The following is a 12,649-nucleotide window of genomic DNA, read 5'->3' as shown; positions in this document are numbered from 1 at the left end:
TTCGGCCCGGTGACCGCCGGCCCGCTCCCTTATGCTCGTTCTACAGGACCGCCATGCCAGCGCTCGACACCATCCGCCAGCAAATCCGTGCCAATTATTTGCCCGACGAAGACCAGGCGGTGAAGCGGCTGGCCGAGGCGGCCGGGCTGTCCGCGCAAGACCGCAAGGCGATTTCGGCCCGTGCCGCCGATCTGGTGCGCGCGGTGCGCGGCTCGTCCGATCCGCGGCTGATGGAGGTCTTCCTGTCCGCCTATGGCCTCTCGACCAAGGAGGGCGTGGCGCTGATGTGCCTGGCCGAGGCGCTGCTGCGGGTGCCCGACACCGAGACGATGGACGACCTCATCGCCGACAAGATCGCGCCGCACGACTGGTCGGCGCATTCGGGCGGCTCGAGCTCGATCTTCATCAATGCATCGACCTGGGCGCTGATGCTGACCGGCCGCGTGCTCGATGAAGGCGAGGGCGGCATCGAAGGCACGCTGCGCGCGATGGTGCGCCGGCTGGGCGAGCCGGTCATCCGCAAGGCGGTCGCCGCCGCCATGCGCGAGATGGGCGAGCAGTTCGTGCTCGGCCGCACCATTGCCGAGGCGGTCAGGCGCGGCCGGCCGATGACGCAGAAGGGCTATCTCTATTCTTTCGACATGCTGGGCGAGGCGGCCCGCACCGAGGCCGACGCGCTGCGCTACCTCAAGGCATATGCCGATGCCATCTCTTCGCTCGATGCCGGCGCCAACGGCCCCGACATCCGCCAGAACCACGGCATTTCGGTCAAGCTTTCGGCGCTGCATCCGCGCTATGAAGTGACGCAGAAGGAAAAGATGCTGCCCGTCATGGCCGAGCGGCTGCTGTCGCTGGCGCTGGCGGCGCGCCATTCGCGCATGGGCCTCAACATCGACGCCGAGGAGGCCGACCGCCTCGACCTGTCGCTCGACGTCATCGAACGGGTACTGGCCGAACCGGAGCTTGCCGGCTGGAACGGCTTTGGCGTCGTCGTGCAGGCCTACGGTCCGCGCGCGGCCTTCACCATCGACTGGCTCAATGAGCTGGCGAGGAAATACGACCGCAGCATCATGGTGCGGCTGGTCAAGGGCGCCTATTGGGACACCGAGATCAAGCGGGCGCAGACGCTCGGGCTCGACGGCTATCCGGTTTTTACCCGCAAAGCCAATACCGACGTCTCCTACCTGGCCTGCGCGAAGAAGCTTTTGTCGATGACCGACCGGATCTACCCGCAATTCGCCACCCACAACGCCCACACCGTCGCCGCCATCCTGTCGATGACGACGGACCGCGATACGTTCGAGTTCCAGCGGCTGCACGGCATGGGCGAGGCGCTGCATGAGACGGTGCGGCGGGCCGAAGGCACGCGCTGCCGCATCTATGCGCCGGTCGGCGCGCATTCCGACCTGCTCGCCTATTTGGTCCGCCGGCTGCTGGAGAACGGCGCCAATTCCTCCTTTGTCCACCAGCTTACCGATGAAGAGGTCGAGCCCGAGGACATCGCCCGCGACCCGATCGACACGATGGAGAAACAAGGCCCCGCCGCCAATCCGGCGATCGTGCCGCCGTCGGCGATCTTTGGCCCCGGCCGGCGCAATTCCAAGGGCTTCGATATCACCGACACGCTGACGCTGGCTGCGATCGACAAGGCGAGGGCCGAGTTCGCCGGGCCGGAGCGCTGGCACGCCAAGCCGGTCAGCCGCGCCGCCGGCTACGGCAAGCAGCGTCCGGTGGTCAATCCGGCAAAACCTTCCGAAGTGGTCGGCACGGTCAGCGAGGCCGGCGCCAAGCAGGTCGAGACCGCCGTGCGCATCGCCGTCGAGGCACAACCGGCATGGGCAAGACGCCCGGTCGCCGTACGCGCCGCCATCCTCAAACGGGCGGCCGATCTCTACGAGGCGAACGCCGTCGAGTTCTTTGCGCTGGCCGCCCGCGAGGCCGGCAAGTCGCTGGCCGACGGCGTTGCCGAGGTGCGCGAGGCCGTCGATTTCCTGCGCTACTATGCTGCCGAGGCGGCCAATGCCGAAGCGGGCACCGAGGCGCGCGGCACCATCGCCTGCATCTCGCCGTGGAACTTTCCGCTCGCCATCTTCACCGGGCAGATCGCGGCGGCACTCGTCACCGGCAATTCGGTGATCGCCAAGCCGGCCGAACAGACGCCGCTGATCGCCTTCCGCGCCGTCCAGCTACTGCGCGAGGCCGGCGTGCCGGAAGACATCATCCAGCTTCTGCCCGGCGACGGCCCTTCGGTCGGCGGCCCGCTGACCGCCGATCCGCGCATTGCCGGCGTCTGCTTCACCGGCTCGACCGAGGTCGCCAAGCTGATCGAAAAGCAGCTGGCCGAGACCGCCGCGCCCGACGCCATGCTGATCGCCGAGACCGGCGGCCTCAACGCCATGATCGTCGATTCCACAGCACTTCCCGAACAGGCGGTGCGCGACATCCTGGCCTCCGCCTTCCAGAGCGCCGGCCAGCGCTGCTCGGCATTGCGCATTCTCTACGTGCAGAAGGACGTCGAGAAGAAGATGCTTGAGATGCTGAAAGGCGCGATGGAAGCGCTTAGCCTCGGCGACCCGTGGCGGATATCGACCGATGTCGGCCCGGTCATCGATGACGAGGCGCAAGCGTCGATCCGTGACTATTGCACCAAAATGGGCCTGCAGGGCCGGCTGATCGCCAAGCTTGAAGCGCCGAAGGACGGCCGCTTCGTTGCGCCGCACGTCTTTCGGGTCAAGGGCATCGAGGAGTTGGAGCGCGAGGTGTTCGGGCCGGTGCTGCATGTCGCCACCTTCGATGCCGACGAGATCGATGCGGTGATCGCTGCGATCAACCGCAAAGGCTATGGCCTGACCTTTGGCCTGCACACCCGCATCGAAGGCCGCGCCCAGCATTTCGTCGATGGCATCCATGCCGGCAACATCTACGTTAACCGCAACCAGATCGGCGCCGTCGTCGGCGCGCAGCCGTTCGGCGGCGAGGGCCTTTCCGGCACCGGGCCGAAGGCCGGCGGGCCACATTATCTCCGGCGCTTCCGCAAGGGGCCGGAAGCCGGCACCCATCTTGCCGAAGGCCGCAAGGTGACGGCGACCGAGCTCGCCGACAATCTGCCGGACCCGGCCTTTGGCGGCTGGTCGACGCGGCCGGATCGCGTCGCCATCCTGAGGAAACATCTGCGCGGCAAGGGTGCCGCGGCTATCGGCACTGCCGCCGGCATCGATTTCGGCCAGGTCGACCTGCCCGGGCCGACCGGTGAGGCCAACACGCTGTCGCTGTCGCCGCGCGGCCGCGTGCTCTGCCTTGGCCCGGACGCAGATACGCTGCTTGCCCAGACGATCCAGGCGCTGGCCGCCGGCAATGCGGTGCTCGCCGTCGCGCCCGGCGCGCCGGCAGCACTTTCGTCACTGACCGGCAAGGGACTGCCGCTGGCGGCCATCGACGGCAGACCGGACCCGGTCGAAGCGCGCTCGCTGCGGGTCGATGTCGTTGCCTTTTCCGGCACGCCCGAGGCCGCGCGCATCGTGCGCAAGGTCATCGCCGAGCGCGCCGGCCCGATCGTGCCGCTGATCAGCGAAGTCTATTATCCGGCCGCCTACGCCCACGAGCGCGCCGTCTGCGTCGACACCACGGCGGCGGGCGGCAATGCCAGCCTGCTGGCCGCTGCGTAGGTTCGCCAGGGCTCGCGTATCGCGGGCAGGGCGGCGCCAACTTTGGTGCCGGCATGGGGACGGTCGCTATCTGATACCGAGCGGCACTTCGAACTGCCAGGCCGAGCGACCGGCTCCGTCTGGAATAGGGGGAAACGGAGAAGCCCGGCGGACCGCGTCGAGTGCGGCCTTGTCCAGCGCGGCAACGCCCGAACTGCCCGTCAGCCTGGCCGACCGGACGCTGCCGTTCGAACCGACAGTAAAGGCAACCGTGGCTGTGCCAGTGGCGCGCGTGCGTGTCGAATTGAAGGCCCGCACCAGCTTTGACCTGATCTTGCCGGGATAGTTCGTGACGGCTGCATTGCCGATGCCTGATTTGCCGCCCCTGCTGGCGGTCAGGATCTTGCCGTCCTTCCTGCCGTCGGCCATGCCGCGCGCGACATCCGTTTCGTCACGGCCGCCGGAGCCGGTCTTTTTCTTCTTGGAATCGGCTTTCGCAAGTGCCTTGCTCGCCTTCCTGCGCAGGGCCGGCTTTTCAGGCTCGTTTGGTTCGGCCTTCCTGGCCCGCTTGTTCTTTGCGGTTGCCTTCTTCGGCTGCTTGGGCTCCGGCCTGTCCGGCTTCGGTTCTTCCGCCGCGCCGACTGTCTCGGTCGTCTGAACTGTTTCCGCCGGCGCCGGATCGGCTGGTGCCGGTGCGCTTGTCTCGGCAGGCTCGGCCGTTTCGGCCGCGCTGACTGGCGGCGGCACGGCATTGCCGTCGGCAGGCACCAGCCTGTCGGTCACAAGAACGTCGGGCGATGGGTCCTGGCGCGCCGGCTGCGCGGGTGCTGGTTCGGTGCGATCGGCAGGCGCAGCAGTTTCCGTGGCGGCCTCGTTGACCGGCTCAACCACTTCTTTGTCCGATGTCTCCGCCGCATCGGTGACCGGCTGGAGCGTCTCCTCTGCCGCGGCCGCCTGCGCCTCGACCGTTTCGACCGGCTTGGCGTCGAGCATGGTCACCATCGTCACGTTGGCCACTTCCGGATCGTCTCCGACATCGCCGGCCGCCTGCTGCGGGTCGGCGCCGAGCAGCATTTCGCCTTGCTGATCGGCACCTTCGATGCTTGGCCGGTCGTCCGGCAGCGTGAGGAAGGCCAGCGCCACCGCCACGTGGAATGCGCAAGAGCAGGCGATCGCCACCGTCCAGTTGCGGCGCCGCCGCGTCTGTCGTGCCTGCCGCAATGGCTCCGCAGGCACCGTCGGCAAGTCGCCGTCGGCGTCGGCGATGTAACTGTCTTCCGGCCTGTCGCGCGGCGAAACACGCAGCGCCCCGCGCGGGATGGCGAAATCCGGATCGTCCGGTTCCGGCGGCAGGAAACCGGCCAATGGCCACGCGACGGGGTTTCGTGCGAATGCGGGTTCCGGTCCCAAAATTCAGACCCCGAAGGCGATGCCGGTCCTGGCCTGCGTTTTCAGCCCGCGCATGCAGGCATTCGGCTCGGCGCCGGCGCATTCCGTGGCGCTGTTGATCAACACGCGGCTGACCTTGCCGCAATCCGTGCCGGCAAGATCGAAACGCGTCACCTTGGTCTTGCCTGCCGGCAGCTCCTTGAAGTCGAGCACGGTCAGCCGGTCGACGACGCCGGCCTCGTTGAACAGCGCGATCTCGAACGCCGCCTTGGAAAGGTCGGCGCCGAGATTGTTGGTGACCACGAAAGTCAGGCGGCAGCCCTTGTCGAAAGGCTGCGCGCCATTGAGCTCGAGGATCAGCGCCGGTGCTTGCTGCTGTGTCCATGCCGGAGCCGCCGCAAGCAATATTGCCAGCACCGCGGCGAACAGACGAAGGGATGCCGTCATGCCTTTCATTGTCGTCAGCCTCCAAACCTCATGGTCGCCGCCAGCTTCAGGGTGACGCCGGGCTCGTAGACGACGCTCGTCGTCGATGCGTTCAGCGGGTTGGCGTATTTGACGTCGAACAGATTGTCGGCGCGGAAATCGACCTTGAAATTGTCGGTCGCCTGGTAGCTGGCGAAGGCATTGACCAGCGTATAGTCCTTGGCCACCGGGTTGCCCTGCGGCTTGCCATTGTACTGCACCTCGCCACCGATGGTCAGCCTGTCCTCGAGGAAGCGAAAGCCGAGTTGCCCGGTGATCTGTGAGGAGGGGACGGTGACAAGGTCCGCCCGTTCGCCTTCATAGGAAATCGTGTGGCCGTCGGTGAACGACGCCGAAAGCCCGGCAAAGCCCCAGGTGGCATCATAGACGCCCTCCATCTCGAAGCCGTGAATCTTGGCCTTGGCGAAATTCTGATACTGGAAGCAGATCGGTATGCCCGGACCGAACGGGCAGCCGCTGGTCGGGTCGAACGGCGAGAGCGTCACGCCGTCGATGTAGTCATCGACATTGTTGTTGAAATAGGCCGCCTTCAGCCGCAGCGCGTCGTCGGCCTCAATGACGCCGTTGGTGCTGTAATTGACGCCGAATTCCACGGTCTTGCCGGTTTCAGGCTTGAGATCGGGATTGGAGAGGAACGGGAAGCTGACGCCGGCCGGATGATTGCCGCTGATCAGGGTCTCCGACAGCGACGGAGAACGGTAGCCTTCCGCATAGGTGCCGTAGAATTGCAGGCCGGAAAGGCTGGCGGTTTCGAAGGGCGAAATGCCCACTGTGATGCGTGGCGACAGCCGGTCGCCAGAGGTTTCGCCGACATCACTGTCGAGCTTGTAGCTGTCGTAACGCAGCCCGGCGATGACCTCGAGCCAGTCCCAGGTGAGCTTGTCCTGAACGTAAGCGCCGGAGACGTTCCTGTTGCCCGAGGGCGTATAGAAGCTGTCGCCGCCCGCCGTGCCGCCTGTCTCGACATCGTCGCCAACCCAGTCGCCGCCATAGGTCAGCTCATGCGCGATTCCAACGGTCTCGAATCTCGACGTGTTCCAAATGTCGATGCCGGAGGTGCCGATGTCGAACGTCGATTTCGAACCCGCCGGCAAAACCACGGGCAGACCGGTGACCGGATCAAACCGGTTTTGCGCCACAAGGGTCGTCAGATCGAGCTTGGTCTTGTTGTAGGACGCGTTGATGTGGAGGTCGAGCCAGCTCTTGTCTTCGTCGGTGATGTTGTAGCGGGCCGTGAAGGTATTCGCCTTCAGGTCGGCGTCGTTCACCGGCGCGCTGCCGCTGGTCTCGGTCCATCCGTCGTTCGAGCCGATCCAGCCCAGCTTCAGCTCGCTGTTTTCGCTGGGGCGGATGGTCGTCTTGAGGAGGCCGCTCAAGACGTCGAAGCCGGTGCCCGCTACAGCGTCGCCGCCGCCATGCTTGTAGTCGTCATAGTCGCGGTAGACGATATTGCCGAGCACGTCCCAGTTCTCGTTGATCCGATAGGCGCCGGTGGCGCTGGTGGTCCAGCCTTCGCCGTTGGTTTCGTAGCGCCCGGTCGCGGATGCCGCCCAGGTCTCGTCAGGCTTGAGGAAATCCTGCGCATCCTTGGTGTCGAAAAATACGACGCCGCCGATCGCCCCGGAGCCATAGGTGTTGGCGACCGGGCCGCGGATCACATCGACGGATTTGATCAATTCGGGATCGATGTAGAAGGTCGATTGCGTGCCATGATCCGAGCGCTGGAAATTCTGGCGGGCGCCGTCGACGATGACGGAGACGCGGCCGAAGTCCTGCAGGCCGCGGATGTTGATGCTGGAACTGACACGCCTTGCGTCGGCCTGGACGGCGACACCCGGCACACCGAACAGCATTTCGTTGGGCGTGGTCGCCATGCGGCGCTCGAGCTGTTCCTCGTCGACATGGCTGGCTGAAGCAAGCGACTCGATCGCCGTCTCGCCGGTACGGCTGAGGATCAGGATCTTGTCGAGCAGTGTGGCACCCGCCGGGGCCGGCTTTACCTTTTCGCGCTGTTGAGACGGGTCAGTCTGCTGCTGGTCGGCTGCTGGTTGGGCGGCCTGCTGTGCGCCGGCCGGTGTGGCGAGCAGCGGGATCGCCGCCGCGCCGGCCAGCAACGCGGCCATTTTGCTTGTCATAGAACAATGTGTCAGGCCGCTGCCCGCCAGCCGTCCCCAATTCGCCAACCCCATGCTGCGACTCCAAGAATCCATGTTCGATGCTGGCTGGCTTGGGGCTCGCTGGCATTTTTCATCGCGTCCGGCGTCTTAAATGTTGACTCATTTACTCCGGTATTGCACTGCTAGATAACATGATCATTCGAGTCAAGAATTGAATCGGCATTTCACGCAGGCCCCGAGCCAGATGCCAGGCACAGGAAAGGGATCGAACCCATGAACACGCACAATCCCAGCGACTTTCGCTATCGCGTCCGCCGTTCCGACGAAAATTCCGTCCGTTTCGACCGGGTCCAATCGGCCGTGAAAACGCTGTCCAGCAACACGCTGTTCCAGGGCGAGCACGAGATCGGCATCGAGCATCATGGTGCGCTGTACCGGCTGAAGATCACCCGGCAGGGCAAGCTCATCCTCAACAAGTAGGTGGCAGAAATGGACCAGCGCGTAAAACCCGCCCCGCACGAGATCCGGCGGGCACGGGCAGACAATCCGAAAATGCGCGAGCGCGACCTCGCCGCCCAGCTCGGTATTTCGGAGGCCGAACTGGTCGCCGCGCATTGCGGCGACGGCGTCGTGCGCGTCGAGCCGCGTGTCAACGACCTTTTGACTGGCCTCGAAGCTGTCGGTGAGGTGATGGCGCTGACCCGCAACGAAAGCGCGGTGCACGAGAAGATCGGCGTCTACGACAAGGTTGTCACCGGTAATCACAATGCCATGGTGCTCGGCGAAAATATCGACCTGCGTATTTTCCCAAAAGTTTGGGCGCACGGCTTTGCCGTGGAAAAGCGCGATGGCGCCGACATCCGCCGCAGCCTGCAGTTCTTCGACACCGCAGGCGAGGCGGTACACAAGGTGCATCTCAGGCCAGCCTCCAACCTCTACGCCTATCAGAAACTGGTGGCCGGGCTGGAATCGCCGAACCGGGAGCCGACGGTGGCGATTTCAGCGGGCACCACCGACGAGACCGAGACTGCGGACAACCCGGCGAGCATCGACGATCTGCGCGACCGCTGGAGCCAGCTGACCGACGTGCACCAGTTCTTCGGCATGCTGAAGACACTGAAGCTCAGCCGCCGACAGGCGGTGCGCATGGTCGGCCAGGACTACGCCTGGCTGGTCGATAAGGATGCGGTGAGCGCCATGTTCCACCACGCCGCTGCCGGCGCCATGCCGATCATGTGCTTTGTCGGCAATCGCGGCTGCATCCAGATCCATTCCGGCCCCGTCGCCTCGATCAAGCCGATGGGACCATGGCTCAACGTGCTCGACCAGAACTTCCATCTGCACCTGCGGACCGACCACATCGATGAGGTCTGGGCCGTGCGCAAGCCGACCAAGGACGGCCATGTCACGTCGCTCGAAATCTATGGCGCCGACGGCAAGATGATCATCCAGTTCTTCGGTAAGCGGCATGAAGGCGAAAGCGAGCGCGAAGACTGGCGCTTTCTGGCCGAAAACCTGCCGCGTATCCCAAGCCCGACCGCAGCCTGAGGAAAACGACGATGGTTCTTTTCTCCAGGCTGGCATCGGTCTCCAGGTCGGCGCCTGGTCCTGCGGCGGCTGTTTTCCTGGCGTTCGCCGCGCTGATGCCGGCTCAAGCCGCCGAGGGCATCGCGACTTTCGCCGACCGCTCGAGGATCGTTGCCATCGGCGGCTCGATCACCGAGATCGTCTATGCGCTCGGTGAACAGGATCGTCTTGTCGCGCGCGATTCGACCAGCCGCTATCCGCAAGCGGCGGCGGAACTGCCTGATGTCGGCTACATGCGCCAGCTGTCGCCGGAGGGTGTGCTGTCGGTCAATCCGTCGGGCATATTGGCCCTGCACGGCAGCGGACCGAAGGAAGCCGTCGACGTCTTGAAGAAATCAAGCATCCCATTCATCGAGGTGACCGAGCGCTATGATAATCAAGGCATTCTCGAAAAGATCCACATCGTCGGCAAGGCGCTTGGCACCGAGGCCAAGGCCGATGCGCTGGCGGCCCAGATAGACGCCAGGCTGAAGGCAGCCGAAAAGCAGACCGCCTCGATCAAGGATCGCAAGCGCATCCTGTTCGTGCTGTCGATGCAGGGCGGCAAGCTGCTTGCCGCCGGCAGCGACACCGCCGCCGACGGCATCATCAAGCTTTCGGGCGGCATCAACGCCATCGACGGCTTTGCCGGCTACAAGCAATTGTCGGACGAGGCAGTCATCACCGCCAGGCCCGACGTGATCCTGATGATGAACAATGCCGGACCGGCCACCGCGGATGACGAATTGTTTTCGAACCCTGCCGTGGCTTCGACGTCGGCGGGTGCAGCCCGCAGGCTGATCCGCATGGACGGCGGCTACCTGCTCGGCTTCGGTCCGCGCACGGCCGAGGCCATCCACGATCTCGCCGTCTCGCTCTATGGCAGCCAGGTCGCGGATTGAGCGCGATGGCCGAACATTCGATCGCCGGTACGGCGGGCATTATGGCGACGGCAGGTGACCGTTCGCGGCGTGCCCGCCTCGTCATCGTGCTGCTCTGCGTCGGGCTGGTTATCGCCGTGCTGTTGTCGCTGACCTCCGGCGCGTCCGATGCCTCGGCCATTGGCGTCATGCACAACTGGCTGTTCGGCGCGTTGCCCGGCGACGCGGCGTTGAGCGCCCGCGACCGCCTGATCATCCATGACATCCGTCTGCCGCGCATCATTCTGGGCGTGCTGATCGGCGCATCGCTTGCCGTCTCCGGTGCCGTCATGCAGGGGCTGTTCCGCAATCCCCTGGCCGACCCCGGCCTGATCGGCGTTTCGGCCGGATCGAGCCTCGGTGCGGTCACCGTCATCGTGCTTGGCTCGACCATGCTGGCGCCGCTGACTTCGGCGCTCGGCACGTTGGCTTTGCCGCTGGCTGCGTTCTGCGGCGGGCTGGCTACGACATTGCTGCTCTATCGGGTCGCGACACGGCAAGGCCGGACCTCGGTCGCCACCATGCTGCTCGCCGGCATCGCGCTGGCGGCGCTTGCCATGGCGCTGACCGGCATCCTGATCTTCATGGCCGACGATCGGCAATTGCGCGACCTGACCTTCTGGCAGCTCGGCTCGCTGGGCGGCGCAACCTGGCAGAAGATCGGCTCGGTCGGGCCGGTCATCGTGCTGGCGCTGGCGGCAATGCCGTTCCTGGCGCGCGGCCTCAACGCGCTGGCGCTCGGCGAGGCCACGGCCGGCCATCTCGGCATTCCGGTTCAGCGGCTGAAATACACCGCGATTGTCGGCGTCTCAGCAGCGGTCGGCGCCTCCGTCGCGGTCAGCGGCGGAATCGGCTTCGTCGGCATCGTCGTGCCGCATCTGCTGCGTCTGCTGATCGGCCCCGACAACCGTTACCTGCTGCCGGCATCGGCCCTGCTTGGTGCGGCGCTGCTGTTGTTGGGAGACGCCGTTGCCCGCACCATCGTTGCCCCGGCCGAATTGCCGATTGGGATCGTCACCGCGGTCGCCGGTGCGCCGTTCTTCCTGTGGATCCTGCTGCGCAAGCGCGGCGTCATTGACCTGTGAAAGTTTGCTTATGATCGAAGCGCGGGATGTCTCGGTGGCGATCGGCTGCAAGCGCATTGTCGCCAATGTCGATTTCGAGGCGCGGCCGGGCGAAATCGCGGCCATCGTCGGCCCCAACGGTTCGGGCAAGACGACCTTCCTCCGAGCACTGTCCGGCGATCTTGGCTATTCGGGAGAGGTCACCGTCAACGGCCGCAATCTATCGGCGATGAAGCCGGTCGATGCGGCGACGGTCCGTGCGGTGCTGCCGCAGGCGACGACGCTGTCGTTTCCGTTCACCGTGCGTGAGATCGTCAGGCTAGGCCTGGTCGGCGGGCGCTCCGGCGCGTTGCCCGGCGAGGACCAGCGCCTGCCCGAACGGGCGCTGGCTCGCGTCGACCTCGACGGTTTTGCCGGCCGCTTCTACCAGGAGCTGTCCGGCGGCGAACAGCAGCGCGTGCAGCTTGCTCGCGTGCTCTGCCAGGTGTGGGCGCCGGTGCTCGACGGCAAGCCGCGCTATTTGTTCCTCGATGAGCCGGTGTCCAGCCTCGACATCAAACACCAGCTGATCATCATGGACATCGCGCGCGATTTCGCCAGACGGGGAGGCGGCGTGGTCGCCATCCTGCACGACCTCAATTTGACGGCGATGTATGCCGACCGGATTTTCGTCATGCATTGCGGCAGGCTCGCCGCTACAGGTTCGCCGCAACAGGTGCTCAGCGACGAGCTGATCGAAAAGGTCTTCGATTGCCGGCTGAAGGTCGGCGTGTTGCCGGCGGCAAACATGCCGTTCGTATTGCCGCAGTCGGTCTGTTGATATTCAGGTGATGCCGGCCTGACCTGAATCTCAACAGACCTCACCAACTGAGATGCGACCAAAAATCAGGCGGCCGGCGCCCTTTGCACCAGCATGTCGATGCCGAGCAGGTGCCGCACATTCGGGCGCGCCGCCACCAGATCGGCGATCGTGTAGCGCGACAGCACGGCGAAGAAGGCGTTGAGCGCTTCGCGCAATGCCGAATTCAACGCGCAGCTGTCGACCAGCGGACATTCGGCGGCGTCGTTCTCGAAGCACTCGGCCATGGCAAAGCTTTCCTCCGTCACCCGCACGACATCGAACAGGCTGATTGATTCGGCCGCGCGGCCGAGCCTGACGCCGCCATTCCTGCCGCGCACCGTTTCGATCAGGCCGTTTTCGACCAGCGGCTGCAGGATCTTGAACAGGAAAAGTTCCGATACCGAATAGGCGGCGGCGATCTCGGGGATGCGGCTCAACCGCTCGGTGTTGGCGGCGCAATACATCAGAATGCGCATGGCGTAGTTGGTCTGACGGGTAAGCCGCATTGTGTCCTCACATAACAGTGGTTGGCGTCAATATGGCCTATAGTTTGGAACAATTCCAGACTGGCGCTGCATAATAGATGAATTCCGGCGTCAAGTTTGCGTGCACGATTGCGCGC

10 protein-coding genes are annotated in these 12,649 nt (G+C 65.1%); 6 read left to right on the top strand and 4 right to left on the bottom strand.

Going from position 1 to position 12,649, the window contains the following annotated elements:
- Positions 1–53: 53 nt before the first annotated feature.
- Positions 54–3,665: a bifunctional proline dehydrogenase/L-glutamate gamma-semialdehyde dehydrogenase PutA gene (putA, locus tag NKI24_RS09630; protein WP_352744736.1), complete on the top strand. Its 3,612-nt coding sequence runs from the start codon at positions 54–56 to the stop codon at positions 3,663–3,665.
- Positions 3,666–3,731: 66 nt separating this feature from the next.
- Here putA and tolA read toward each other — a convergent pair whose 3' ends face one another.
- Genes tolA through NKI24_RS09615 form a run of 3 tightly spaced genes read right to left on the bottom strand, consistent with a single transcriptional unit; the run spans position 3,732 to position 7,708 of the window.
- Positions 3,732–5,009 (bottom strand): cell envelope integrity protein TolA, encoded by a 1,278-nt coding sequence (tolA, locus tag NKI24_RS09625; RefSeq protein WP_352744734.1) that lies wholly within the window; start codon positions 5,007–5,009, stop codon positions 3,732–3,734.
- Between the two features lie 48 nt (positions 5,010–5,057).
- A complete protein-coding gene (locus NKI24_RS09620) occupies positions 5,058–5,489 on the bottom strand; it encodes a hypothetical protein (RefSeq protein WP_352744731.1) in 432 nt (143 codons plus the stop codon).
- A 5-nt stretch (positions 5,490–5,494) separates the two neighbouring features.
- On the bottom strand, positions 5,495–7,708 hold the full coding sequence (locus tag NKI24_RS09615; protein WP_502901441.1) for a TonB-dependent hemoglobin/transferrin/lactoferrin family receptor: 2,214 nt from the start codon (positions 7,706–7,708) through the stop codon (positions 5,495–5,497).
- Positions 7,709–7,909: 201 nt separating this feature from the next.
- Between NKI24_RS09615 and hemP the strand changes: the two genes are divergently transcribed.
- The 5 genes from hemP to NKI24_RS09590 are packed head-to-tail and all read left to right on the top strand — an operon-like array spanning position 7,910 to position 12,006.
- Positions 7,910–8,116 carry a hemin uptake protein HemP gene (gene hemP, locus NKI24_RS09610; protein WP_352744728.1) on the top strand — a complete coding sequence of 69 codons (207 nt, stop codon included), beginning with the start codon at positions 7,910–7,912 and terminating at the stop codon, positions 8,114–8,116.
- Positions 8,117–8,125: 9 nt separating this feature from the next.
- Complete coding sequence (locus NKI24_RS09605) at positions 8,126–9,184, top strand: hemin-degrading factor (RefSeq protein ID WP_352451948.1); 1,059 nt, start codon at positions 8,126–8,128, stop codon at positions 9,182–9,184.
- A gap of 11 nt (positions 9,185–9,195) precedes the next feature.
- Positions 9,196–10,104, top strand: a complete 909-nt coding sequence (locus tag NKI24_RS09600; protein ID WP_352744725.1) for a heme/hemin ABC transporter substrate-binding protein — start codon at positions 9,196–9,198, stop codon at positions 10,102–10,104.
- 5 nt (positions 10,105–10,109) lie between these two features.
- Entirely contained in the window at positions 10,110–11,207 is a 1,098-nt protein-coding gene (locus NKI24_RS09595; protein WP_352451946.1) for a FecCD family ABC transporter permease, read from the top strand.
- A gap of 10 nt (positions 11,208–11,217) precedes the next feature.
- Positions 11,218–12,006, top strand: coding sequence for a heme ABC transporter ATP-binding protein (locus NKI24_RS09590; protein ID WP_352451945.1), 789 nt, complete (start codon positions 11,218–11,220; stop codon positions 12,004–12,006).
- 65 nt (positions 12,007–12,071) lie between these two features.
- Here NKI24_RS09590 and rirA read toward each other — a convergent pair whose 3' ends face one another.
- Positions 12,072–12,533: an iron-responsive transcriptional regulator RirA gene (rirA, locus tag NKI24_RS09585; RefSeq protein ID WP_023676431.1), complete on the bottom strand. Its 462-nt coding sequence runs from the start codon at positions 12,531–12,533 to the stop codon at positions 12,072–12,074.
- Positions 12,534–12,649 lie beyond the last annotated feature (116 nt).

The sequence above is a fragment of the Mesorhizobium sp. M0701 genome, from assembly GCF_040320365.1.
In the GTDB taxonomy this organism is placed as follows: Bacteria; Pseudomonadota; Alphaproteobacteria; order Rhizobiales; family Rhizobiaceae; genus Mesorhizobium.
Note: the sequence above shows the minus strand (reverse complement) of the source record. Positions and strands in the feature narration are given on the sequence as shown.

What these genes read in the sequence shown, in the direction of transcription:
- NKI24_RS09600 (WP_352744725.1), top strand. Translation starts at nt 9,196, where the DNA reads ATGGTTCTTTTCTCCAGGCTGGCATCGGTCTCCAGGTCGGCGCCTGGT.
- NKI24_RS09620 (WP_352744731.1), bottom strand. Translation starts at nt 5,489, where the DNA reads ATGAAAGGCATGACGGCATCCCTTCGTCTGTTCGCCGCGGTGCTGGCA.
- rirA (WP_023676431.1), bottom strand. Translation starts at nt 12,533, where the DNA reads ATGCGGCTTACCCGTCAGACCAACTACGCCATGCGCATTCTGATGTAT.
- NKI24_RS09615 (WP_502901441.1), bottom strand. Translation starts at nt 7,708, where the DNA reads ATGGGGTTGGCGAATTGGGGACGGCTGGCGGGCAGCGGCCTGACACAT.
- NKI24_RS09590 (WP_352451945.1), top strand. Translation starts at nt 11,218, where the DNA reads ATGATCGAAGCGCGGGATGTCTCGGTGGCGATCGGCTGCAAGCGCATT.
- hemP (WP_352744728.1), top strand. Translation starts at nt 7,910, where the DNA reads ATGAACACGCACAATCCCAGCGACTTTCGCTATCGCGTCCGCCGTTCC.
- putA (WP_352744736.1), top strand. Translation starts at nt 54, where the DNA reads ATGCCAGCGCTCGACACCATCCGCCAGCAAATCCGTGCCAATTATTTG.
- NKI24_RS09595 (WP_352451946.1), top strand. Translation starts at nt 10,110, where the DNA reads ATGGCCGAACATTCGATCGCCGGTACGGCGGGCATTATGGCGACGGCA.
- NKI24_RS09605 (WP_352451948.1), top strand. Translation starts at nt 8,126, where the DNA reads ATGGACCAGCGCGTAAAACCCGCCCCGCACGAGATCCGGCGGGCACGG.